A 22,445-nucleotide genomic window follows, 5' to 3' on the forward strand; every position below is an offset into this window, starting at 1 on the left:
CTCCGATGCCCCGGCGGCAGCTGGCTTTTGGCCGTTCGTGCCCGAACGACGGCGGGATGCTTTAACGATATTTTCGTCTTTCAAAGCGGGGCGGCAGCCAAGCGGCTATGCTGGGCCATGCGTCGAAATCACCTCATCGCTGCCGCGGCGATCTGCCTCGCTCTCATTGTCTACGCCACCCTGGCGAGACTGGCGGGACGGCCGGCGCTCATGGGGCATAGCGAGGCCTACTGGATCGTCGTCATCGAGCGCTTCAGCGCCTACGGCCTGCTGGGTTTTCTTCTGGCCTTCCTGTTGCCCGGCCGGCTGGTCTTGGCCTGCTCGCTCGTCCTAGCAGTCGCAACGGGGCTCGAAGTCCTGCAGGCGCTGACCCCCGATCGCGATCCGGGCTTTCTGGACGTGCTGCAAAAGGCGGCGGGCGGGACCGTCGGCGTCATCCTCGCCCAGACGATCCTGGCCTTCCTGCCCCGGCCGCCCGCCTGAAACCCACGGCGCTGACAATTTGTCCAGCGCCGCAGTCCTCCTACTTCATCATCTGCCCGCGCAGCTCGCCGCCTGGATTTGCGGCCGTGTGGATGTTCGCATACCACTTTCCGGCCAACAGATCGGCCGCCTGAGTGTCCGTCAACGTGGCATTGCCCTGGATCGGGCTTTGCACCGACTTGAACGGCAGCGCGATGCCGGCGTTCTTGCCCGCTTCGCCCGGACCATGGAAATGAGCCCCCATCGCCGGCCCTGTCAGATCGGCATAGGTGACCGTATAGGTCAGGACTTTCGTCTCGGTGTCGAACGCGGCCTCGGCTTTGCCTGAACCGCTGGAGCTGTTGGGCGGCACTTCATTGCTGCCCTTGAGATCGGCCCGCAGCTTGACGACCTCCGCACGTGATGGCGCGGTCGTGACGGTCAGCAGCCCGCCAAGCACCGCCGCTCCCAACAAAGTCACCCCGACCCGATAGTTGGCTTTCCTCATGGCATTCTCCTGCGGGCTCTATGACCCGTCTCGGTTGAAACCCCGGCTCCGGCCAAATCTTCCGGAAGACGAGACTATGCCTGATTCGCGAAAACCTATCGGATGTCCAGGTGCGCCCGAGCGTGGAAGGCGAGTGCCTAGGCGGCCCCGCGTTCGCGGAACCCGGTTGGCTCCAGCAGTTCGGCCATGTGCCTGTGCGTGCTCTGCAACGCGGCGATGGCGCCGTCGAGATCGAAATCCGCTTCGCGGATCGATGCGAAGAACTTGGCGGTCAGCGCGAGGTCGAGCTTGACCCGCGTCGCGCCGTCGCGGCTCTTGCGGCGGTCGAGCGACAAATGCATGGCCCGTAGTCTGGCTTCCGCCGGCGTGCAGCCGCTGAGCGTCGCAAGTTCGTCGTATGTCATCCAGATCTGAGGCATGTTCCCGTCCGTCCCTTTTACAAGCGGCCTCATCCCTAGCCGTCAGTGCCTGAATGCACCGTTGCCGCGCCGCGGTCGCAGCCCGTTTCACCGCGACAGCGTCAACGCAAGACTAAGATGCGGGAGGCCGCGGAGGTGCCGGGAAATGGCGCGGCCGCGAACGGCTGTCGATGCCCTTCGGCAATTTGTCATTGAGCTTCACGACCGCGCAGCGCGCCTCCGCAGCCCGCGCATCGTCCTGGCTGTAGATCAGCGTCACCTCGAACATCACCTCGGGCGCCTGCTTCGCCGTCCCCGAGCACCTCGCCGTCACACCGCTGCACACGCCCGCGAGGTTGACCTCGACTTCGTCCAGACCGAACACGGTCGGCGGCCCCTCGGCATGGCGCCGCGTCGTCAGGACGGCCGTGAAGCGCTGCTCGTCGTCGAATTGATAGGAGCCGCCATAGGTGAAGAAGCTGTCGCCGCCGGAGATGCGTCCTTCCGCCAGATGCACGATGCCGGTGCCCTGGGCGCGCGGCGTCCTGAACCAGGCCGCGTATTTGCCTTCTCTCATCATGGAAACACCCGTCGTAAAATTCACTGGTACTTGCAACCAACTCTGGGGCGCGACAATGACCGTGGTGGCGAGCATTCCGCCACGGTTAACGCCCTGCAAAGCCGACCCGTCAAATTGCCGCCGAGGCGGCGTCGTCAGAACAATTCGATACCGTCGTCCGCGGTCTCGACCGCCTCGACCCGCCGCGCGGCGGCGGTCGACTGAAGTCCGAGCGCTTGCAGGACGTCGCGATGAACGTCCCGCTCACGCTCCATCGTGTAGCGTGCGTAGAGGTCGTCGAGGATCGCCTGATCCTGCATCTCCGGCTGGAGCCGCTGCGCGCCCCCGCTCGCGGTCTCGAGCCGCGTGGCGACGGCGGGCAGCGCCGCGGAGCTTTCGCCGAGCGTGGTCATCTGCCCTTGCGCCGAATTCATCAGCCTCTCGAACTCTGCGCCTTCGGTCACGAGCCGGCTCATCAGCTTGCCGAGCCGTTCATTGCCGGCCTCGACCTCGCGCAGCGCCAGGAGGATCTGCGGCTCGAGATTGGCAAGCTGCGTGGGATCTCCCTGCACGCGAAGCTCCTTCAGCTCCCGCGCCGAGCGCTCGATACCGTCGAGCACGGGTCTCAGGCGGCCGGCCCCCGCCGAGACCTGGTCGGCGGTCGCCTTGAGCTCGTTGGCGATGACGACGAAGGCACTGCCGCGGCTGCCGAGATGGCTCGCCTTGAGGCCGGCATTCATTCCGATCAGCGTGATGTCGACGGTGGCCTCGGCAAGCCCGGCGATCGCCTGGCGAAATTTTGCCAGCGTGTCCTCGACGATCGCGAGCGCTTCGTCGACCGAGCGGCCCGCACCCTCGCAGGTGGCGATCAGGTTCGAGGCGTGCGCCAGGGTCTGCTTGATGCGTGCCAGGAACGACGAGGAGCCGCCCTCCTCGCCGCCGAACAGCGCACGACCATCGCCGGCGACGCTGCCTGCATCGTGCAAGATGGCGGTCAGCGCGCGGACGATCTGGCCGACATCGCCGCCGAACTCGCGCTGGGCATCCCTGAGCTGGGCCGCCTGCAACTGGCAAATCGCGCGCACGCCTTCATCGCCCGGAACAGGTTCGGGGACGAGGCTCGGCACCGATTGCGACACGCGGCCGAGGCCGTGGGCCACGTGTTCGAGACGCTGACGCGTGCTGTCGCCCGCCTGCAGCGAGATGATCGCGCTGCCGACGGCCTCGGCGATCTTCCTCGTGCTGGAACCGGCACGGTCGGCGAGATGCCCGCTCTTGCTGCGCTGGTCGCGCAGGCCCGCATAGGCGGCACCGAGCTCGGCGCTCTCCGACATCAGCTGCGCCCGGTAGCGGCTCTCGAATTCCCTCTGCCGGCCGGAGGCGGTTGCGACCGCCTCGGACAGGCGCTGCTGGTCCCGCGCGCAGTCCTCGATCGAGCGCTGCACGGCCCGGCCGAGATCGTAGGCCTCCTGGGTGAAGGCGAGAAAGCCCTCGCGGTCGCCGTCGAGCGAAGCCGCCTCGATCCGCGCACTGCGCGCGATGATGGTGATCATCCCGATATGCTTGAACAGCGGCTTGAGCAGCGAAGACGCCTCCACCGTGCTCTTGCCGATCGTCTCCAGCAGCGCGCTTTCCGCCGGCAGCGCCTGCGCCAGCTCGCTCAACCGCGCGGCAATCTCCTTTAGCGCCGTTGCGGCGCCCTCGATCTCGGCACCGGAGAGCTCGCCCGAAAGCGTCGCCAGGCCCTGGTTCAGCTCCTTGAAGATGAGATGGCCGCGTCCGAGCTCGTTGCCGACGCGCGCGAAGACGTCCTCGATCCGCGAGGAGACGTCCTCGGTCGCGGCGATTGCCTCAGCGAGCGTGCTGGCCGGAACGACCGACATGACCATCAACCCGCCACCGCAGCGTGCCCGGCCTGGTACCAGTGCATGATCTCGCGCGGGATATGGTGCAGCGAAACGACTTTCTCGACACCGCCATGGGCGATGGCTTCCTTGGGCATGCCGAATACCACGCAGCTCTCTTCGTCCTGCGCCCGCGTCGCGGCGCCGAGCTTGCGCATTTCCAGCATCCCGCGTGCGCCGTCGTCGCCCATGCCGGTCATGATCACAGCGAGCGCGTTGGCGCCGGCATGCTGGGCCGCCGAGCGGAACAGCACGTCGACGGAGGGACGATGCCGCGACACCGGCGGACCGTCCTTGATCGCGATCTGGTAGCGCAGGCCGATACGCTGGAGCAGCATGTGCCGGGCGCCGGGCGCGATATAGGCGCAGCCCGGCAGCACCGGCTCGCCATCCTCGGCCTCCTTGACCCTGATCTGGCAGACGCCATCGAGCCGTTTGGCGAAGGCCGCGGTGAATCCGGCCGGCATGTGCTGGACGATCACGATCGGCGGACAATGCGCCGGCAGCATCTCGAGGACGTCGTTGAGCGCTTCAGTCCCGCCCGTCGAGGCACCGATGCAAACGATGCGCTCCGTCGTCGGCCGAACCCTGCCCTGCACCGGCGGCGGGATGATGGCGTCGGCGGTCAGCTTCTTCTCGACCGCCCGCCGTTCCGTACGCGGGCGAACCCGCGCGCGCGCAGCCGACTTCACGGCCTCGCGCAGCCGCGTCGAGCATTCGAGCAGTGCCTGCCGCGTGTCGATCTTCGGCTTCGGCACGATATCGACCGCGCCCGCCTCGAACGCCTCGAACATCACGTTCGAGCCCTCTTCAGTCAGCGACGAGCAGATGATCACCGGAATCGGACGCTGCGCCATGATCTTTCGCAGGAACGTCATGCCGTCCATGCGCGGCATTTCGAGATCGAGGACCATGACGTCGGGAATCTCATCCTGCAGACGCTTCGCTGCCACGAACGGATCCGAGGCCGTTCCCATCACCTCGATGTCAGGGTCTTCGGACAGGATCGTCAGAAGGATTTGGCGCACCGACGCCGAATCGTCCACGATCAGCACGCGAACTTTCTGCTTCGGCATTTGGGCGGCGCTCCGGCTAGACCTGAAAAATGGTTGGCTGAACTTGCTTCAGACCGGGTACTGCACTGTGGATCATCGATTCCGAATGCCCGACCAGAAGGTAACCGCCCGGACGCAAATGGCTGCACAATTGCTCGACCACCTTGCGCTGGGTCTCGCGCTCGAAATAGATCAGGACGTTGCGGCAGAAGATGATGTCGACGTCTCGATCGACGGGGTAGGATTTGTCCATGAGGTTCATCCTCATGAAATGAGTGGTGCGCCGCAACTCGGGCACGACCCGCACCTCACCGCGCGACTTGTCCCGCGACGACGAAAAATATCGCTTCACGAAATGGTCCGGCACGGGAGCGAGCACGTCGCGGGTGTAGATCGCTGTCTTGGCAAGACGCAGCACCGCAGTCGAGATGTCGGTCCCGAGGATGCGGTACTGGAAACGCGAGCCGCTCCGCGTCATGTCGTCCAGCACCATCGCGGTCGTGTAGGCCTCCATGCCGGTGGAGCTCGCCGAGCTCCAGATCTTCAGGTTCGCGTTTTTGCGGCCGTGCGACTTCAGCAGGGCGGGAATCGCGACGTCACGCATGAAGGCGAAGTGCTGCGGCTCGCGGAAGAAATCGGTCTTGTTGGTCGTCACCACGTCGATGAGATGGGTGAGCTCGGTGTCGAAATGGTCCGCCTCGAACAGGTTCTCGACATATTCGTTGAGATCGGAGAAATTGAGCGCACGCACGCGCTTGTGCAGCCGTCCCTCCAGCATCAGCCGCTTGCCCTGTGGCAGCTTGATGCCGACCTGGCCTTCGATCAATTCGGCGATGGTCCGGAAGTGACGGTCCGACAAATGGACGGCCGTATCCTGCACGGCGGGCATCATCGATGCCAGCCCCGGTCGGGAATGGCCACCTGCACTGAATGTCGGGCCATCCTGGCCATCTTCAATCCTACGCTTCTATTGGACGAGTTGGGGACGGATCGGCGCGCATCGACGGCGGGCCGATCCGTCGAGACACATTAGCGCTGGAACTCGGCGTCCCGATCGTCCTCGCCATCGTTCATGTCGAAAGCAAAGCCACCGCCGCCTGCCGCCTTCACGGCGCGCGCCGGCCTGACCTGCACGACCTTCTTGGCCGGACGCTCCGCGACCGCCATGGTGGCCGCCTTCGCGCGCAACTGGCTGACGGCCCGGTCGATTGGCGCCGACGCCTGGCTCTTCGTAGCCTGCTCGATGCGGAAATAGGCAATCGTGGACTGGAGTTGCTCGGCCTGCGAGGCAAGCTCCTCCGACGTCGAGGACACCTGCTCGGAGGCGCTGGCGTTCTGCTGGCCGACCTTGTCGAGCTGCTGGATGGCCTGGTTGATCTGGGCCGATCCCACGTCCTGCTCGCGGCAGGCCGCGGTGATCTCCTCGACCAGCTCCGCGGTCTTCTTGATATCGGGAACGAGCTTGGCGAGCATGGAGCCCGCCTCCTGCGCGACCTTCACCGTCTCCGACGAAAGCGACCCGATCTCCGCCGCAGCAGCCTGGCTGCGTTCGGCCAGCTTGCGCACCTCGGAGGCGACCACCGCAAAGCCCTTGCCGTGCTCGCCAGCGCGGGCGGCCTCGACCGCCGCGTTGAGCGCCAGCAGATCGGTCTGGCGGGCGATCTCCTGCACGATCGTGATCTTCTCGGCGATGGTCTGCATCGCGTCCACGGCGCGGCCGACCGCGGCGCCGCTGGCTTCGGCATCCTTGGCCGACTGCGCGGCGATCTTCTCGGTCTGGTTGGCGTTGTCGGCGTTCTGCTTCACGTTCGAGGCCATTTCCTCCATCGAGGAGGAGGCTTCCTCCGCGGACGAGGCCTGCTCGGTCGCACCCTGCGAGAGCTGCTCGGCGCTGGCGGAGAGTTCCTGGCTGCCCGCCGAGACGTTCTGCGCGGCGGTCAGGGCTTCAGACACGATCTGGCGCAGCTTCTCCACCATGCGCTCGAGCGCGAGGCCGAGCGTATCTTTCTCCGACAGCGGCTTGGCTTCGACCGTGAGGTTACCATGCGCGATCTCGTTGGCGATCGCTGCGGTGGCGTTCAGATTGGCCGTCATCGCATTCAGGGACTTGACCAGATCGCCGATCTCGTCGTTGGCGACGCCGTCGATCTTCTGGCTGAGATCGCCGATCGCGACGGCATCCGCCAGACCGACTGCCTTGGCGAGCGACCGGCTGATATTGAGGGAAATCCAGACCGCGCCAATGACAGCAACGATCAACGAAACCACGACCAGGACGATGAGGATCAGCTGGGCACGACGGCTGTCTTCCTGAGATTGGGCGGCCTGTTCCGCCATCTGCCTCTTGGTATTCGAGACATAGGCACCCATCGTTTCCACCGCGTCGGCGACGACCTTGCGGCCATCACCCATCGACCGCTCGGTCGCCTTCGTCTTGTCCGTTTTCGCCAGCCTGATCGTCTCTTCCTGATAGGCGTTCATCCGGGCATAAGCGCTCGCGAAATTGTCGAGCAGCTTCTTGCCGCCTTCGCTCGCCATCGCATAGACCTCATCCTTGGTCTTCGTGGCCTCGTCGCGGAGCTTGGCCGCGTTCGCGGCGAACTCGTCGGCCTCGGCCGGCGTTCCCAGGATGGCGTTCTTTTCCGCCCTGAGCTGCTGGTAGATGATCTTTTCGACCTCGGCTGCCTTTTCCATGCGCTTGGCGCGAAGCACCATGGACTCCGCGGTCGCGGCCATGTCGGACAACTTCATGTAGCTGACGGCACCTGCCACCATGAACAGAACGATGACGGCTCCAAAAGCGCTCGCAAGCTTGGCTTTGACGGTAAATCTCATGTCAGTCTCGTTATTTCAATTTCGAATTGGGGGTGCTTACGCTTGACCACGCTTCACTCTTACAAACTCAGGCGGCGCGAGGCGCGTCCATGCCGGCATCGCGCGCTTCCGGGATCTTGTCGTTCGCCATCAGCTTGGCGAGATCGAAGATGACGACGAATTTCTCGCCCTTGCGGCCGATGCCGGCGGCGTAGTCCGATTGCCACTTGCCGCCGACTTCGGGCACCGGCTCGATCGCCTGCTCGTCGATGTCGGTAACCTCGAATACGCAATCGGCGACGAAGCCGACGCCGACCAGACGATCCTTCATCGGCACGTCGAGGATGATGATGCGGGTCGCTTCGGTGGCGCTCACGGCCGGCAGGCCGAGCTTGGTGCGGAGATCGACGATCGGATAGCCGCTACCGCGCACGTCGATCATGCCGAGAAGAAATTCCGGCGCATGGGGAAGCCGCGAGATCGGCCGCATGTCCAGGATTTCGCGGACGTTACGGATGCTGATGCCGAACGTCTCGCCGGCGAGCCCGAGCGTCAGATATTGCGAGGTTGCGGCCATGATGCAGTCCGAGGTTCCGAAGGTTTGGAAACGAGTGCGGTCCGGCGCGAGGCCGGACCGGTTGATCAGCGTTGGAACTCGGCGTCGCGATCGTCTTCGCCGTCGTTCATGTCGAAGGCAAAGCCGCCGCCACCGGCGACCTTCATCGCACGTGCCGGCTTGCGGACGGGTGCCGGCTTCTTCGTGCCGCGATCAGCCGCCGCCATCGTGGCCGCTTTGGCCCGGAGCTGACCGACGGCGCGGTCGATCGGCTCGGCCGCGGCCTTCTGCTTGCGTGCACTGTCTTCGATACGGAAGAACGAGATGGTGGACTGGAGCTGCTCCGCCTGCGAGGCAAGTTCCTCCGAGGTCGACGACACCTGCTCGGACGCGCTGGCGTTCTGCTGGCCGACCTTGTCGAGCTGCTGGATCGCCTGGTTGATCTGGGCCGAGCCGACGTCCTGCTCGCGGCAGGCTGCGGTGATCTCCTGAACCAGCTCCGCGGTCTTCTTGATGTCGGGCACGAGCTTGGACAGCATCTGGCCCGCCTCCTGCGCGACCTTGACGCTTTCGGTCGAGAGCGTGCCGATGTCCGCCGCAGCCGCCTGGCTGCGCTCGGCAAGCTTGCGCACTTCGGAGGCAACCACTGCAAAGCCCTTGCCGTGCTCGCCTGCGCGGGCGGCTTCGACGGCCGCGTTGAGCGCGAGCAGGTCGGTCTGGCGCGCGATCTCCTGCACGATGGTGATCTTCTCGGCAATGGTCTGCATTGCCTCGACCGCGCGGCTGACGGCGACGCCGCTGGCCTCGGCATCCTTGGCCGACTGGCCTGCAATCTTCTCGGTCTGATTGGCGTTGTCGGCGTTCTGCTTCACGTTCGAGGCCATTTCCTCCATCGAGGACGAGGCTTCCTCGGCCGACGAAGCCTGCTCGGTCGCGCCCTGCGAGAGCTGCTCGGCGCTGGCGGAAAGCTCCTGGCTCCCGGCGGAGACGTTGCTGGCAGCGGTGAGAGCCTCCTCGACCACCTGGCGGAGCTTGCCCACCATGGTGTTCAGCGACTTGACGAGATCACCGATCTCGTCGTTGCTGGAAATATTGATGGTCTGGGTCAGATCACCGCCCGCCACGGCACCGGCGAGGCCGACCGCACGGCCGAGCCCGCGGGAGATACTGAGAGAGATCCAGATCGCGGCGATCAGGCCGATCACGAGCGATGCGACCACCGCCGAGATCAGCATGACGTGGGCGCGATTGCCGTCCTCATGCGCCAAGGCGGCCCGGTCCGCCATGTTCTTCTTGACGTTGGTGACATAGACGTTGGCGGCGTCGATCGCCTCGCGGACCGCCTTGCGAACCTCGACTGAGGACTGCTCGATGGCCTTCGGCCTGTTCGTCCGGGCCATCTTGAGCGCGTCATCCTGAACGGCATTCATCCGGGCATAGGCGGCGCCGAAATTCTCGATCAGCTTCTTGCCTTCCGGCGAGGCTGCGGCGTGAATCTCTTCTTTCAGCTTGAGAAGCGCCTCGCGCTGCTTTGCAATCTCGGCGACGAAGCCATCCGCTTCGCCATCGGGCGCCAGAAGCAGATTCTTCTCAGACCGAACCTGGGTCAGAATCCCCTTCTCGATCTCGGACGCGTGGTCCATCCGGCCGGCACGCGACACCAGATTGTCAGCGGTGTCGATCATTTCGCTGAGCTTCACATAAGCGAGGCCGCCCGCCGCCAGGGAAAGCAACAGGACCACGCCAAACGCGCTGGCAAGTTTCGCCTTGACCGTAAATCTCATTTCCCAGCCCCTACCCGGTCTCGCCCGAGACCACGTTTCAATTCAGGATGCGTTCCATGTTCGGAACGATGACGAACTCTTCACGCCACTTCGCAATGAAGCGAATGAACTCCGGCTTCCAGTGCATGCCGACCCGCGGCGTCTGCTGCACGTCGGTCTGCGAGATCTCGGTGACCTCGTAGACCTTGTCCGCGGTAACACCGACCAGGACCGGCTCGCCGTCGAGCTCGAGCTCGATGACGACGATGCGCGTATCCGCGGAATCGTCGAGCTGCGGCATGCCGAAGCGGATGCGCAGGTCCGCGAGCGGAATGACGTTGCCGCGCACGTTGATCACGCTGGGAACGAAGGCGCGCGCACCCGCGACCTTGGTCACGGGAACGGGATCGATGATCTCGCGCACGAGGCCCGCATCGAGTGCGAACTTCTCCTCCCCGAGACCGATCATTACGACCTGCATCGCCCCCGACTGATGTTCGGCAGTCAAGCCCTCGTTCATCACGCCGCCTCGCTGATGTGCTGCTTTTCGACCTTCGACTGCGCCAATGCGACGAGCTGCGCGACGTCGAGGATCAGCGCCGCCGTGCCGTCACCCAGGATCGTCGCGCCCGAGAAGATCGTGACGTCCGAGTGCAGCTTGGAGAGCGACTTGATCACGGTCTGGTGGTTGCCGATGATCTGGTCGGCGACGAGACCGACATGGGTCTCTCCGGTCGAGATGATGATCGTCTTCTGGTGCCGGTCGGGCGTGCCTGATGCGGTCATGATCTCGCGCAACCGGAGGAAGGGCACGAGATTGCCGCGTACGTTGAGGAAATTGCGACCACGGGAACGTTCGTCCTCGGCGGTCAGCTCAATGCACTCCTCGACCGCGGAGAGCGGGATGATGTAGCGGCCCTCGCCGACGCGGATCAGCAGGCCCTCGATGATCGCGAGCGTCAACGGCAGGCGCAGCGTCACGGTGGTGCCCTGGCCCGGCCGGGTCGACAGGTCGATCGTGCCGCGCATGTTCTCGATGGTGCGCTTGACGACGTCCATGCCGACGCCGCGGCCCGAAAGTGCCGAGATGGTCTGCGCGGTCGAGAAGCCGGGATGGAACAGGAACTGGTGGATTTCGTGATCGGTCAGCACGGCGCCCGCCGCGATCAGACCCTGCTCTTCCGCCTTCGCGCGGATGCGCGCGGTGTTGAGGCCGCCGCCATTGTCCTTCACGGTGACGAGCACCTGCGCGCCGGAGTGAACGGCGGCGAGCTCGATGCGGCCCTGCTCGGTCTTGCCGTTGGCCGTGCGCGTCGCGGTGTCCTCGATGCCGTGGTCGATCGCGTTGCGGATCAGGTGCACCAGCGGATCGGCCAGGCACTCGATCATGGTCTTGTCGAGCTCGGTATCTTCGCCCGAGGTGACGAACTCGACGGGCTTGGACAGATCGCGTGACAGGTCATGCACGAGGCGGCGGAAACGGCCGAACAGCGAGCCGATCGGCACCATGCGCGCGCCCATCGTAGTGTCGCGCAAGGACGAGGCGAGACGCTCGATTTCCTCGGCGATCATCTTGATCGAGAGGTCGGAGCCGGAGGCGGCGAGCTGGGTCAACCGTGCCTGGGCGATGACGAGCTCGCCGACGCGGTCCATCAGCTCGTCGAGGCGCTCGGCCTGGACGCGGACGGTGGCGATGCCGCGATCGTCGCGCTTGGCCTCGGACTTCGGTTCAGGCTTCGATTCGGATTTCGGCTCCGCCTTGGCGACGGGCTGCCCGGCGACGGACGCGGACGCGGCAGCAGCCTCGAGCACCGGCGCAGGCATTTCGGCCGCGGGGGCAAGCTCCTCGTCGAGCAGCTGGAACAGCGGTGCCTGCGCAGGCGCTTCGGCATGCTCCAGGGGCGAGAGCGTCAGCTTCATCTCGTCCTGCACGAACATGAAGACGTCGTCGATCGCGTCCTTGTCGCAGGCCGCATGCAGCTTGACGTCCCACTTTAGATAGCAGTCTTCCGGCTCCATCTCGTCGAGGAACGGAACGCCGTCGGTGATCGGCACGACGAAGCACGGACCGAGCTTGCAGAGATCTTCCAGCAGGTCGAGCGGGTTCGAGCCATTGCGCAGGATGTGGGATTCGAATTCCAGATTGAGGTGCCAACCGGCCTGCTTGCTCTCGGCCGGAGCCAGCGCGGGCGCCTCGGCGATCTCGACGACCACGGCGGCGGGCTGGTCGGCCGAGACGAAACGCTTGAGGTCATCGAGGATGGCCTCGCCGATGATGTCGTCGGTCGACTGGGGATCTTCGATCAGCGCCCGGATGTAGTCCTTGGCGGCGAGCGCGACCGAGATCAGCTCCTGGGTCGGCTTGATCTCGCCCTTGCGGACGCGGTCAAAGGCGGTCTCGAACTCGTGGGTGAAGGAAGCGACCTTGTCGAAGCCGAACATGGCGCCCGATCCCTTGATCGTATGCAGGGCGCGGAAGGCGGAATCGACGAGTTCGCGGTCGTCGGGACGCTGGCCGAGGTCGAGCAGGGCCCCTTCAAGCACTTCGAAGAGCTCGGCGGCTTCCTGACGAAAGACCTCGGTCGGGTCCATCGCGCTCATGTGCGCACCAGCTTGCCGACGACGGCGAGCAGTTGCTCGGGCTTGAAGGGCTTGGTGATCCAGCCGGTGGCGCCGGCGCTCTTGGCTTCCTGCTTCACCGTGTCGTTGGATTCGGTCGTCAGGAAGACGATGGGCATGCCGACCGCGCTCGGCAGCTTGCGCAGCGCGCGGATCAACTCCAGCCCGTTCATGACGGGCATGTTGAGGTCGGTGATCACGAGGTCGAGCTTGCCGGCCTGCGCCTTGGCGAGCCCCTGCGCACCGTCGCCGGCCTCGATCACGTTGTGACCGGCCGGCTCGAGCACGACCTTGATCATCTGCCGGATGCTCGGGGAATCGTCGACCGTGAGAATCGTGGCCATCAGATGCCATCTTTCTTTTGCGGGAAATGCTGATCGATCATCGCCTCGCTAGCGAAGCCGGCGCGGCGAAGGGTGTTGCGCAGAGACTGGGAGAATGACGTGAGCACCACCGGGCGGCCCTGGGCCGCGCCGGTCTTGGCGGTCGACAGCAGAAGCTGGATCGAGGTCACGTCGGCCTTGTCGACATTCGAACAGTCGATCTCAAGGCGGTCTTGCCGGCCGAAAGCCTCGCGGATCAGGTCATAGACGTTACGTATCGCAGCAATGCTGCAGTCCGCAGGCAGCCGTAGGGACCACTTCGGCTCCGTGACATTAGACGACATTCGTCCCCCAAATTTCCTCGGGGTTCGCTGCACGCATGGCGCGAATCCCGCGCGACGACTATTCGGTATGGAGAGTGTTCAAACCCCTAATGGGCTCCCCCGTACAACTACGGGTCACAAACCGAAAAACTTCGCGTATGTATGCAAACGTGCATGGCCCGCCCAAATCTCATGCGTTGAGCGCAGTCATGGGGCAGTCTGCCGCCGGCGAAACGTTTGCCTGACGTTAAATCGAACGAGCTAGTTATCGATGCCATGCCTCGCCATCCGAACGAGCCCGGCCATCGATGCTGACCCAAGCGCTCCTGGTTGACGACAGCCGCTCTGTCCTCAACTTCCTGAAACGCCACATCGAGGCTGAAGGTCTGGTCGAGGCCACCACCTTCCTCGATCCGGTGGAGGCGCTGGCCTGTGCACGGGAGCGCGCCTTCGACCTCGTGCTGGTTGACTACGAGATGCCGCATATGGACGGCATCAGCTTCATCCGTGCTCTGCGCAACCTCTCCGGCTGCGCCGACATCCCGATCGCCATGATCACCTCGCGGCAGACCGACGACGTCAAGATGGAAGCGCTGCAGGCCGGTGCAACCGACTTCCTGCCCAAGCAGCCGCAAAGCGTCGAGATGACGGTGCGTCTGCGGAATTTGATTCAGCTTGGTGCAGCCGTGCGCAAGCTCAACGACCGTGCGGCCCATCTCGCCAGCGAAGTCGAGGCCGCGACGCGAAAGCTCGGCGAGCGGGAGGAGGAGATCATCCTGCGGCTCGCGCTCGCGGTCGAATTCCGCGACAGCGATACCGGCGAACACACGCTGCGGGTCGCCAGATACAGCCGCATCATCGCCGAGCAGCTCGGCCTGCCGGCCCGGCTCTGCCGCGACATCTATCTCGCCGCACCCCTGCACGACGTCGGCAAGGTCGCCATTCCCGACAATATCCTGCTCAAGCCCGGCAAGCTCACCGACGAGGAGATGGCGGTGATTCGGACGCATGCGAAGATCGGCGAGCGCATCCTGGCCGACTCCAGCTGCGAGCTGATCCGGCTCGGCGCGCAAATTGCCGCAGGCCATCACGAGCGCTGGGACGGCGCGGGCTATCCGGGCGGCCTTAAGGCAGATGAAATCCCGGTCGCGGCGCGCGTGGTTGCGGTCGCCGACGTGTTCGACGCCCTGACGACGCGGCGGCCGTATAAGGAGCCGATGCCGCTCGAGGTGGCGCGCAATTACCTGGCCGAAAACAAGGGCCGGCAGTTCGATCCGACCTGCGTCGAAGCCTTCCTGTCGCGCTGGGACGAGGTGATCGAGATCGCCACCGGTCGGCGGACGACGCCGTTTCACAAAGCCGAGGCCCCTCTCGCTCCCGCTTTGGAGAGTGCCGCTGAGAATCGCCCGGTCAACGACCAGCCCATCCCGGCCGCCTGACATCATCTATCCGCCAACGCTTTGCCGCGACTTGATTTTTCTCCGGTCGCCGATTTGAACCTCTTCCTGATAAAGTGCACCAATATCAAAGAGTGATTCCGGTCACACTTGCCCGGGGCGGTCCGCTGCTAAGCATCGCTCCGGGACGGGGACCGGCAAAGTATCGGTCGAATGGAATGAGAAGACCCATGAAAAGCCTGATCGGCGCTGTCGTCGGCGCGTTGTGTACTGTGGCCCCCGCCTTGGCAGAGACGCCGGCCGCGATCGTCGAGGATGTGCAAGGCAAGGTCGATGGCGTCGAGTTCATGGACTACGTCGCTGCGGGCAAGATCATCAAGCTCGGACCGAAGGCCAGCATCACGCTCAGCTATCTCAAATCGTGCCTGCGCGAGACGATCAGCGAAGGCGTCGTGCTCGTCGGCGCCGAGCAAAGCACCGTGCAGCTCGGCGACGTGCAGCGTGCCAAGGTGCCCTGTGACACCAAGGCGGCGCAGCTCTCCGAGCGCGAGGCGAACCAGAGTGCCGCCACCACGTTCCGGACCATGCGGTCCGACACCAAGGCCGCTCCGTCGAAGCTGACGACGATCTACGGCGTGGCGCCCATCGTCCAGGCCAGGAGCGGCGGCACGCTGGTGATCGAGCGCACCGACGGCAAGGAGCCCACGATCAGCGTGGCGCTCAAGAACGACGTCATGACCCGCGGCAAGTTCTATGATTTCGCCAAAGCCGGGAAGTCGCTGACCCCGGGCGGCAGCTATCTCGCGAGCATCGGCAGCAAGCGTTACACCTTCCAGGTCGATGCCAGCGCCACCGCCGCGCCGACCCCGATCATCGGCCGCCTGCTGCGGCTCGAATAAGCGGACTTGAATAAGCGGGTTTGGCGACGGGGCGATGCGGCGGATCGGGGGACGGGACATCGTTGCAGCGATCCTGATTGCGCTCGTTGCGGGCGCGATCTTCACGTCTCCACCGCTGCAGACGCTGCAAGGCCTCTCGCTCGACATCCTCACCGCCCTGCGCGGCAAGTTGATCGGCGACCGCCGCGATCCCGCGACGTCACCCGTCGTCGTCGTGGCGATCGACGGGGAAACGTACGAGACCCCACCTTTCCAGGGATCGCCGACGCAAACCTGGACGCGCGAGATCGGCCGGGTGCTCGGCAGCATCACCGAGGGCGGCGCCAAGGTCATCGGCTTCGACGTCATCTTCAAGAATTCGATCGAGCAGTCGGAAATTCCCTTCGGCGACACCGCCCTTGGCGGCCGCGTGAAAGGTTTCGACCGGGATTATCTGATCGCGCTGCGGCAGATTTCCGACGGCGGCAAACTGGTGCTCGGCGAAATCCTCAGCAACGACCATCCGGAAGTGCCCTATCGCGCCCAGCAGGTGGCGGTGCGCAACACCGTCCGGGCGCTCAATGTCCACACCGACCACGACGACGTCATCCGGCGAATGCCGCTGAGCTTTGCCATCGAGGGACGGCCGGTGCCTGCGATGGCGGTCGAGCTTGCTGCGCGCGCGACGGGCGCAAAGCTGCAGATTGCACCGTCTGGCGCGACCGAATTGTCCGGCTACGCGATCCCGAGCGCCGTCCCCAACACAGTGGCGCTCAACTTCCGCGGGCTCGGGCGCGACATCCCGACCTACTCCTTCGCCGATTTGCGCGCCTGCGTCGAGAAGGGTGATCGCGACTTCTTTCGCCGCGCTTTCGACGGCAAGGTCGTGCTGCTCGGCACGATCCTGAATTTCGAGGACCGCAAGCTCACCTCGATGCGCCTGTCCGGCGGCCATGATGGAACGCCGGCAGAGCGGTGCGCCCTGCCCGCGCCGGCAAGCACGCCGCAGAAAGCCCGCAGCGACGTCGCGGGTGTCTTCGTGCACGCCACCGTGGTGCGAAACCTGATCGAGCACGACGCGGTCACGGAGCTCGGCTTTCCCCTGCGCACCATTCTCACGATCGCATTTGCCGCGATCATCGCCTGCGCGGCCTGCGCCTTCGCACCGACCACCGCCGCGATCGTCTGGCTCGCATCCACCGCCGTCTATGCGGCGATTGCGGTCGCAGCTTTCATACACGCCCTCGCACTGCCGCTGACCGAGCCGACGCTCGCGGGCCTTACGGCTCTCGCATCGATGATCGGCTACCGCTTCGTGCTGGCCGACCGTGACGAGCGGTTCCTGCGCAAGAGCTTTGCCCTCTATCTCGCCCCCGAGGTCATCAACTCCATGGTGGCGTCGGGCAAGATGCCCGCACTCGGCGGCGAGATGCGGAGCGTCACCATGTTCTTCTCCGACCTCAGCGGCTTCTCGTCGATTGCCGAGACCATGACGCCGGACGAGCTGGTGACGCTGATGAACGAATATCTGTCCGCCATGACCGACATCATCGAAAGCCATGGCGGCTATGTCGACAAATATATCGGCGATTCCATCGTCGCCATGTTCGGCGCGCCGGCCGACGATCCCGCACACGCAACCAACGCGGTTCGCGCCGCGCTGACGTGCCACAAGAAGCTGGCGGAGCTCAACGCCCATCACCCCGCCTTCGCCGGCCATCGCCTGTCGCACCGTATCGGGCTGAACAGCGGCGAGGCCGTGGTCGGCAATATCGGTTCGCGCCGGCGCTTCAACTACACGGTGATGAGCGACACCGTGAACGTCGCCTCGCGGCTCGAGGGCGCCAACAAATATTACGGCACCGCGATCATGGCCTCCGAAACCACGATGGCACAGACCGGCGATGCTTTCGCCTGGCGCGAGCTCGACGCGATCCGGGTGCTCGGCCGCGGTGAGGCGATCAGGGTGTTCGAGCCGCTGGCGGAAACGGGGGCGGAGAGCGCCGGTCAGACGAAAGTGGCTGCCGCCTATGCGGAGGGCCTCGCCCGCTGGCGCGCGCGGGATTTTGCCGAGGCGGCCAACGCGTTCGGACAGATGGCGGACACCGATCCGGCGTCGGCGCAGTTTGCGAGGCGCGCGCGGGCATTCACCGCAAATCCACCGCCGCCGGATTGGACAGCCGTGAATACGCTGGAAGGAAAGTAGCAACCTCTTACCCTCCCCTTCCAGGGGAGGGTGAAGTGGGCATTCCCCTAGAACGGCAGCCCCACGTAATTCTCCGCAAGCAGGCGCTGCGCGGTCTCGGACGAGAGCAGGTACTCCAGCTCCGTCTGCTGCAGACGATCCTCGTAGTCGAGGCGGTCGGGAAAGCGATGCAAGAGCATCGTCATCCACCAGGAAAAGCGCTGCGCCTTCCAGATCCGCGCCAGCGCCTTGGCCGAATAGCCCTTGAGGCCGGAATCATCGCCGCTCTGATAATGCGCGAGCATGGCGTGGTAGAGATAATAGATGTCGGAGGCGGCACTGTTCAACCCGCGCGCGCCCGTCGGCGGCACGATGTGCGCGGCATCGCCGGCGAGGAACAGCCGGCCATAGCTCATCGGCTCGGCGACGAAGCTGCGCAGCGGCGCGATGCTCTTCTCGATCGACGGCCCCGTGATCAAATTGCCGGCGACCTGGTCCGGCAGGCGGCGCTTCAGCTCGGCCCAGAACGCCTCGTCCGACCAATCCTCGACCTTGTCGGTCAGCGGCACCTGGACATAGTAGCGGCTCAGCACCTGCGAGCGCAAAGAACAAAGCGCAAAGCCGCGCTCGTGCTTCACATAGATCAGCTCCGGCGACACCGGCTTGGTGCGCGACAGCACGCCCAGCCAGCCGAACGGATAGACCTTCTCGTATTCGCGCAGCACGTCCTTCGGGATCGACTTGCGGCTGACGCCGTGGAAGCCATCAGCACCGACGATATAGTCGCAGTCGACACGGACGGTCTCGCCGTTCGACCGGTAGGTCACGTAGGGCCGGTCCGACGTCAGATCGTGCGGCGTCACGTCCTCGGCATTATGCACGACCTTGCCACTGACGCGGTCGCGCGCCTCGTAGAGGTCGCGCGTCAGCTCGGTCTGGCCGTAGACCAGCACGGAGTTGCCGCCGGAATGCTTGTGCAGATCGATCTTGGACAACACGCCGTCATGGGCGATCTCGAAGCCGGTGTGGATCTCGCCCTCGCGGTCCATCCGCTCGCCGCACTGCGCCTCGCGCATCAACTTGGCGAAGCCGTGCTCGAGCACGCCGGCGCGGATGCGGGCGAGCACATGGTCGCGGCTGTACTTTTCCAGCACGATCGTGTCGATGCCCTTGAGGTGCAGGAGCTGCGACAACAACAGCCCGGACGGCCCGCCGCCGATGATACAGACCTGAACTTTCATTCTTGCGTCCTCCCGTCGGCACTTTTTTGCAGATTTGATGCCGCAGACCGATGGAGGCTTTCGCCATTGTCTTGTACTATTCGAACATGAGAAGTGCAGCCCCCGCGATCCGGATCTACAATCTGTTCGGCGAGTCCGGCGATCTGCCCGACGTCGTGCATTGCGAGACCATCGCGTCCCGCTCGGTGTTGCACGACTGGACGCTGGCCGTGCACCGCCATGCCCGGCTGCACCAGGTTCTGCTGATCGAGCGCGGCGGCGGCGAAGCGACGCTGGATGGCCGCGTGGTGCCGCTGAAGCCGATGCAGGTCGTCAACGTGCCGGTCGGCCACGTTCACGGTTTCCGCTTCGTGCCCGACACGCAAGGATGGGTGCTGACGATCGCCGCGGAGATCCTGGACGAAGCGCTGCTTGCCGCCGAGGGCCTGCGCGGTGCGCTGGCTCGTTCGGCCGTGGTGCGCGGCACGCCGCAGATCCGCGCTACCATGAAGCAGATCTTCGCCGAACACGCCGCGCGCGATTTCGGCCGCGCCCATGTGCTGCGCGCCTTGTCGTCCGCCATGATCGGGCTGGTGGCGCGCGCACTCACGAGCGAGAGCGGCGGCGCCGGCACGGTCGAGTCCAGCCTGTTCCGCCGCTTCGAGGCGCTGCTGGAGCAGCATCATCTGGAGCGCTGGAGCGTCGCCGACTACGCCGAGGCGCTGGCCGTCACCCCGACGCATCTCAACCGGATCACACGGGCCGCGACCGGCGACACCGCCTCGCACCTGATCCTCAACCGGCTGATCCGCGAGGCGCGGCGCAACCTCGTCTACACCAATCTGCCGGTCTCGACGATCGCCTACACGCTCGGCTTCGAGGACCCCGCCTATTTCAGCCGCGTCTATGCCGCAGCCACGGGCGTGTCACCGCGCGCCTTCCGCGCGCAGCTCCATGGCGAAGAGACCTGAAGCCTCACACGTCGAAGAATACGGTCTCCTCGGGCCCCTGCAGATTGATCGTGAAGGAATACACGACCTTGCCGGCACGCTCGCCGCGCTTGGCGATCAGGGTCGAGCGCCGGGACGGCTGCTCGATCAGGTTGAGCACGGGGTCGGCGGCGTTGGCCGCCTCTTCGTCCGAGAAATAGAGCCGGGTGTTGAGGCCGATGTTGATGCCGCGTGCGACGATCCAGACGTTGACGTGCGGCGCGCATGCGCGGCCCGCCTTGTCGGTGATCGCGCCGGGCTTGATGGTCTCGAAGGTCACGAGACCGCTCTCGAAGTCGGAGCCGGCGCGGCCCCAGCCGCGAAACTCCTGCTCCAACGCGCCGGCCGAACGATCGGCCGGATGATTGTAGCGGCCGCTGGCATTGGCCTGCCAGATCTCGAGCAGCACGTCGCGCAGCGGCGTACCGGTGCCGTCGAGCACCTTGCCCTCCAGCGTGATGCGCTCGCCCTCGGTATCCGGCGTCACCAGCACGTTGGAAAAATTCTTCTCGAAAATGTCGAAGCCGGCCATGGCGGGGATCAGTCCGATATGGACGTAAGGCCCGGCCGTCTGCGAGGCGGTTTCCTTGAGATAGTTGAGCGGCTGCGGCATGGACTCAGTTCCCCGCGGTGCGATTTTCAAAATAGGTGGAACGCTGGCCGCGCAGCACGATGTCGAAGCGGTAAGCCAGCGAGTCGAACGGCGTCGAGGCGTTGAGGTCGAGCGGTGCCACGAGGCGATCGAGCGCATCCTTGTCCGGGATCGTCGTCAGGATCGGACAGATCGGGATCAGCGGATCGCCCTCGAAATACATCTGCGTGATCAGCCGCTGCGCAAAGCCCGAGCCGAACACCGAGAAATGGATGTGGGCGGGACGCCAGGAGTTGACGTAGTTGCGCCAGGGATAGGGTCCCGGCTTCACGGTCCGGAAATAGTAATAGCCGGTGTCGTCGGTCAGCGCGCGGCCGCAGCCGCCGAAATTCGGATCGATCGGCGCCAGATAGGTGTCCTTCTTGTGCCGGTAGCGGCCGCCGGCATTGGCCTGCCAGAACTCGACCAGCGCGTTCGGCACGCCCCGGCCGGTCTCGTCGACCACGCGGCCATGGACGATGATGCGCTCGCCGACGGGATCCCCGTCCTTGGCGTAGTTGCGGATCAAATCGTTGTCGAGCGGGCCGAGATCGTTGTGGCCGAACACCGGCCCGGTGATCTCCGAAATCGAATTCTCCAGCGACAACAATGCCTGCCGCGGCGAGCGCAGCACCGAGGATTTGTAGCCGGGCGCATGTGCGGGCGGATGGATGGCGCGATCGCGCTGAAAGAAGCCGCCATCGCCGAGCGGCGGCGTCAATGGCTCGGGACGGTTGAGGCGGGGATCCCGCAAGGCTGACGCCTGGGCATTCATCGTGTCTCTCCCTGAGGCGCCCGGTCCGGACGCGCGACTTATCGGGAGATCATGGTGCGGACTATTCCACGGATAAATAGATCGATTATAATATATTGCATGAAAGAAATCGATCATTTGACCCTGGACGGCCACGCCCTCGAACTGTTCCTCGCCGTGCTGGAGGAGGGATCGGTCACCGCGGCGGCGACGCGGCTCGGCCTGACGCAATCCGCCGTCAGCCACGGGCTGAACAAGCTGCGGCGGATCGCCGGCGATCCGCTGTTCGCGAAATCCGGCCGCGGCATCGTCGCCACCGCGCATGCCCAGGCCCTCGCTGCGAAGGCACGGGCGCTGATCGACGAGATGCGGAGCTTTGCCGGTGGTGTCACGTTCGAGCCGGCCCGCGCGCAGCTTTCGCTGACGATCGCCGCCAACGACTTCCAGCGCGATCTGCTGCTGCCGCGTTTCTTCGCTCATGTCGCAGCTCAAGTGAAAGGCCTGAACCTGCGCGTGATCCCCTCGCAGTCGCCCTCGCCTGCGATGCTGCGCGAAAACCGCTGCGACGTCCTGATCACGCCGCTGCCGCCATCCGGTGTCGATATCGTGCAGAAGCGCCTCTTGAGCGATCATTACGTCTGCTACTTCGATCCCAAGATGCGCACCGCCCCGACCGGCCGCGGTGCCTATCTCGCGGCGCGGCACATCACGGTGGTCTACACCGACAACGAGCGGCTCGACTTCGACCGCCGGCTTGCGGCCAACGGTCTTCACCGCGACATCGCGATCTCGGTGCCGAGCTTCTCCGGCGTGCCGTCCTTCCTTCGCGGCTCGCAGATGCTGGCGAGCATGCCGAGCCTGCTGGCGTCCGGGATCATGCGCGGTTTCGCGCAAACGCGGATTCCGCTGGCCTCCCGGACCCAGACGCTGGCCGAGCTGCCGATGTTCATGGTCTGGCACCAGCGCTACCAGAAAGACCCGGCCCATCGTTGGGTCAGGAGCCAGCTCGAGACGGTGGCGGCGACGGCCGCCAAAGCTTGATGGCCGATACCGTCTTCCGGAAGACCACCCCTCGCCAAACCCACTGGTTGCGCAAAGGGAGCCGCG

The 22,445-nt window shown here is 65.1% G+C and carries 22 protein-coding genes; 6 read left to right on the forward strand and 16 right to left on the reverse strand.

The features are described 5' to 3' along the window. Positions 1–117: 117 nt before the first annotated feature. Complete coding sequence (locus tag Q0743_RS10175) at positions 118–483, forward strand: antibiotic resistance protein VanZ (RefSeq protein WP_097662768.1); 366 nt, start codon at positions 118–120, stop codon at positions 481–483. Positions 484–523: 40 nt separating this feature from the next. On the opposite strand, the gene Q0743_RS10180 is transcribed toward Q0743_RS10175, so the two are convergent. The 13 genes from Q0743_RS10180 to Q0743_RS10240 form a co-directional block, all read right to left on the reverse strand. Next, on the reverse strand, positions 524–970 hold the full coding sequence (locus tag Q0743_RS10180; protein WP_298241398.1) for a CHRD domain-containing protein: 447 nt from the start codon (positions 968–970) through the stop codon (positions 524–526). A gap of 137 nt (positions 971–1,107) precedes the next feature. Continuing rightward, positions 1,108–1,389: a hypothetical protein gene (locus tag Q0743_RS10185; RefSeq protein ID WP_097662859.1), complete on the reverse strand. Its 282-nt coding sequence runs from the start codon at positions 1,387–1,389 to the stop codon at positions 1,108–1,110. Between the two features lie 112 nt (positions 1,390–1,501). Beyond that, complete coding sequence (locus tag Q0743_RS10190; protein ID WP_298241399.1) at positions 1,502–1,948, reverse strand: hypothetical protein; 447 nt, start codon at positions 1,946–1,948, stop codon at positions 1,502–1,504. A gap of 134 nt (positions 1,949–2,082) precedes the next feature. Next, a complete protein-coding gene (locus tag Q0743_RS10195) occupies positions 2,083–3,810 on the reverse strand; it encodes a chemotaxis protein (RefSeq protein ID WP_298241400.1) in 1,728 nt (575 codons plus the stop codon). Between the two features lie 5 nt (positions 3,811–3,815). After that, positions 3,816–4,907 (reverse strand): chemotaxis response regulator protein-glutamate methylesterase, encoded by a 1,092-nt coding sequence (locus Q0743_RS10200; protein ID WP_298241401.1) that lies wholly within the window; start codon positions 4,905–4,907, stop codon positions 3,816–3,818. A 16-nt stretch (positions 4,908–4,923) separates the two neighbouring features. Continuing rightward, positions 4,924–5,778: a CheR family methyltransferase gene (locus Q0743_RS10205; protein WP_298241402.1), complete on the reverse strand. Its 855-nt coding sequence runs from the start codon at positions 5,776–5,778 to the stop codon at positions 4,924–4,926. 137 nt (positions 5,779–5,915) lie between these two features. Next, positions 5,916–7,721, reverse strand: a complete 1,806-nt coding sequence (locus tag Q0743_RS10210) for a methyl-accepting chemotaxis protein (protein WP_298241403.1) — start codon at positions 7,719–7,721, stop codon at positions 5,916–5,918. Positions 7,722–7,788: 67 nt separating this feature from the next. After that, positions 7,789–8,277, reverse strand: a complete 489-nt coding sequence (locus Q0743_RS10215) for a chemotaxis protein CheW (RefSeq protein ID WP_298241404.1) — start codon at positions 8,275–8,277, stop codon at positions 7,789–7,791. Between the two features lie 65 nt (positions 8,278–8,342). Then, positions 8,343–10,040 carry a methyl-accepting chemotaxis protein gene (locus Q0743_RS10220; RefSeq protein ID WP_298241405.1) on the reverse strand — a complete coding sequence of 566 codons (1,698 nt, stop codon included), beginning with the start codon at positions 10,038–10,040 and terminating at the stop codon, positions 8,343–8,345. A 37-nt stretch (positions 10,041–10,077) separates the two neighbouring features. Then, entirely contained in the window at positions 10,078–10,539 is a 462-nt protein-coding gene (locus Q0743_RS10225) for a chemotaxis protein CheW (RefSeq protein WP_298241406.1), read from the reverse strand. Beyond that, a complete protein-coding gene (locus tag Q0743_RS10230; protein ID WP_298241407.1) occupies positions 10,539–12,620 on the reverse strand; it encodes a chemotaxis protein CheA in 2,082 nt (693 codons plus the stop codon). Before Q0743_RS10230 ends, Q0743_RS10225 begins: the two co-directional genes overlap by 1 nt. After that, positions 12,617–12,982, reverse strand: a complete 366-nt coding sequence (locus Q0743_RS10235; RefSeq protein ID WP_100231554.1) for a response regulator — start codon at positions 12,980–12,982, stop codon at positions 12,617–12,619. Before Q0743_RS10235 ends, Q0743_RS10230 begins: the two co-directional genes overlap by 4 nt. After that, entirely contained in the window at positions 12,982–13,305 is a 324-nt protein-coding gene (locus tag Q0743_RS10240; RefSeq protein WP_298241408.1) for an STAS domain-containing protein, read from the reverse strand. The genes Q0743_RS10235 and Q0743_RS10240 overlap by 1 nt, the downstream gene beginning before the upstream one ends. A gap of 287 nt (positions 13,306–13,592) precedes the next feature. Between Q0743_RS10240 and Q0743_RS10245 the strand changes: the two genes are divergently transcribed. From Q0743_RS10245 to Q0743_RS10255, 3 genes are all read left to right on the forward strand, one after another. Continuing rightward, a complete protein-coding gene (locus Q0743_RS10245) occupies positions 13,593–14,723 on the forward strand; it encodes an HD domain-containing phosphohydrolase (RefSeq protein ID WP_298241409.1) in 1,131 nt (376 codons plus the stop codon). A gap of 188 nt (positions 14,724–14,911) precedes the next feature. Continuing rightward, positions 14,912–15,580, forward strand: a complete 669-nt coding sequence (locus tag Q0743_RS10250; RefSeq protein WP_298241410.1) for a hypothetical protein — start codon at positions 14,912–14,914, stop codon at positions 15,578–15,580. A 34-nt stretch (positions 15,581–15,614) separates the two neighbouring features. Beyond that, the gene (locus tag Q0743_RS10255; protein WP_298241411.1) at positions 15,615–17,765 is read left to right on the forward strand and encodes an adenylate/guanylate cyclase domain-containing protein; all 2,151 of its coding nucleotides are present in this window, start codon (positions 15,615–15,617) and stop codon (positions 17,763–17,765) included. A gap of 47 nt (positions 17,766–17,812) precedes the next feature. Here the strand turns inward: Q0743_RS10255 and pobA are convergent, their stop codons facing one another. Further along, positions 17,813–18,985 carry a 4-hydroxybenzoate 3-monooxygenase gene (gene pobA / locus Q0743_RS10260; RefSeq protein WP_298241412.1) on the reverse strand — a complete coding sequence of 391 codons (1,173 nt, stop codon included), beginning with the start codon at positions 18,983–18,985 and terminating at the stop codon, positions 17,813–17,815. Positions 18,986–19,035: 50 nt separating this feature from the next. Here pobA and Q0743_RS10265 point away from each other — a divergent pair, with 50 nt between their 5' ends. Further along, the gene (locus Q0743_RS10265; protein WP_298241413.1) at positions 19,036–19,935 is read left to right on the forward strand and encodes a helix-turn-helix domain-containing protein; all 900 of its coding nucleotides are present in this window, start codon (positions 19,036–19,038) and stop codon (positions 19,933–19,935) included. 4 nt (positions 19,936–19,939) lie between these two features. Here the strand turns inward: Q0743_RS10265 and pcaG are convergent, their stop codons facing one another. After that, positions 19,940–20,566 (reverse strand): protocatechuate 3,4-dioxygenase subunit alpha, encoded by a 627-nt coding sequence (gene pcaG, locus Q0743_RS10270; RefSeq protein WP_298241414.1) that lies wholly within the window; start codon positions 20,564–20,566, stop codon positions 19,940–19,942. A 4-nt stretch (positions 20,567–20,570) separates the two neighbouring features. Then, the gene (pcaH, locus tag Q0743_RS10275) at positions 20,571–21,359 is read right to left on the reverse strand and encodes a protocatechuate 3,4-dioxygenase subunit beta (protein WP_298241415.1); all 789 of its coding nucleotides are present in this window, start codon (positions 21,357–21,359) and stop codon (positions 20,571–20,573) included. A gap of 99 nt (positions 21,360–21,458) precedes the next feature. On the opposite strand from pcaH, the gene Q0743_RS10280 reads away from it, so the two are divergent. Next, positions 21,459–22,379 (forward strand): LysR family transcriptional regulator, encoded by a 921-nt coding sequence (locus Q0743_RS10280; RefSeq protein ID WP_298241416.1) that lies wholly within the window; start codon positions 21,459–21,461, stop codon positions 22,377–22,379. Positions 22,380–22,445: the final 66 nt, after the last annotated feature.

It is taken from the genome of uncultured Bradyrhizobium sp. (genome assembly GCF_936943645.1).
Classification (GTDB): domain Bacteria; phylum Pseudomonadota; class Alphaproteobacteria; order Rhizobiales; family Xanthobacteraceae; genus Bradyrhizobium.

Excerpts from the sequence above, each read along its gene's own strand:
- Q0743_RS10240 (WP_298241408.1), bottom strand. The coding sequence starts at position 13,305 with ATGTCGTCTAATGTCACGGAGCCGAAGTGGTCCCTACGGCTGCCTGCG.
- Q0743_RS10255 (WP_298241411.1), top strand. The coding sequence starts at position 15,615 with ATGCGGCGGATCGGGGGACGGGACATCGTTGCAGCGATCCTGATTGCG.
- Q0743_RS10185 (WP_097662859.1), bottom strand. The coding sequence starts at position 1,389 with ATGCCTCAGATCTGGATGACATACGACGAACTTGCGACGCTCAGCGGC.
- pcaG (WP_298241414.1), bottom strand. The coding sequence starts at position 20,566 with ATGCCGCAGCCGCTCAACTATCTCAAGGAAACCGCCTCGCAGACGGCC.
- Q0743_RS10265 (WP_298241413.1), top strand. The coding sequence starts at position 19,036 with ATGGAGGCTTTCGCCATTGTCTTGTACTATTCGAACATGAGAAGTGCA.
- Q0743_RS10225 (WP_298241406.1), bottom strand. The coding sequence starts at position 10,539 with ATGAACGAGGGCTTGACTGCCGAACATCAGTCGGGGGCGATGCAGGTC.
- Q0743_RS10195 (WP_298241400.1), bottom strand. The coding sequence starts at position 3,810 with ATGTCGGTCGTTCCGGCCAGCACGCTCGCTGAGGCAATCGCCGCGACC.
- Q0743_RS10180 (WP_298241398.1), bottom strand. The coding sequence starts at position 970 with ATGAGGAAAGCCAACTATCGGGTCGGGGTGACTTTGTTGGGAGCGGCG.
- Q0743_RS10175 (WP_097662768.1), top strand. The coding sequence starts at position 118 with ATGCGTCGAAATCACCTCATCGCTGCCGCGGCGATCTGCCTCGCTCTC.
- Q0743_RS10245 (WP_298241409.1), top strand. The coding sequence starts at position 13,593 with ATGCTGACCCAAGCGCTCCTGGTTGACGACAGCCGCTCTGTCCTCAAC.
- Q0743_RS10190 (WP_298241399.1), bottom strand. The coding sequence starts at position 1,948 with ATGATGAGAGAAGGCAAATACGCGGCCTGGTTCAGGACGCCGCGCGCC.
- Q0743_RS10235 (WP_100231554.1), bottom strand. The coding sequence starts at position 12,982 with ATGGCCACGATTCTCACGGTCGACGATTCCCCGAGCATCCGGCAGATG.
- Q0743_RS10205 (WP_298241402.1), bottom strand. The coding sequence starts at position 5,778 with ATGATGCCCGCCGTGCAGGATACGGCCGTCCATTTGTCGGACCGTCAC.
- pcaH (WP_298241415.1), bottom strand. The coding sequence starts at position 21,359 with ATGAATGCCCAGGCGTCAGCCTTGCGGGATCCCCGCCTCAACCGTCCC.
- Q0743_RS10220 (WP_298241405.1), bottom strand. The coding sequence starts at position 10,040 with ATGAGATTTACGGTCAAGGCGAAACTTGCCAGCGCGTTTGGCGTGGTC.
- Q0743_RS10280 (WP_298241416.1), top strand. The coding sequence starts at position 21,459 with ATGAAAGAAATCGATCATTTGACCCTGGACGGCCACGCCCTCGAACTG.
- Q0743_RS10200 (WP_298241401.1), bottom strand. The coding sequence starts at position 4,907 with ATGCCGAAGCAGAAAGTTCGCGTGCTGATCGTGGACGATTCGGCGTCG.
- Q0743_RS10230 (WP_298241407.1), bottom strand. The coding sequence starts at position 12,620 with ATGAGCGCGATGGACCCGACCGAGGTCTTTCGTCAGGAAGCCGCCGAG.
- Q0743_RS10215 (WP_298241404.1), bottom strand. The coding sequence starts at position 8,277 with ATGGCCGCAACCTCGCAATATCTGACGCTCGGGCTCGCCGGCGAGACG.
- Q0743_RS10250 (WP_298241410.1), top strand. The coding sequence starts at position 14,912 with ATGAAAAGCCTGATCGGCGCTGTCGTCGGCGCGTTGTGTACTGTGGCC.
- Q0743_RS10210 (WP_298241403.1), bottom strand. The coding sequence starts at position 7,721 with ATGAGATTTACCGTCAAAGCCAAGCTTGCGAGCGCTTTTGGAGCCGTC.
- pobA (WP_298241412.1), bottom strand. The coding sequence starts at position 18,985 with ATGAAAGTTCAGGTCTGTATCATCGGCGGCGGGCCGTCCGGGCTGTTG.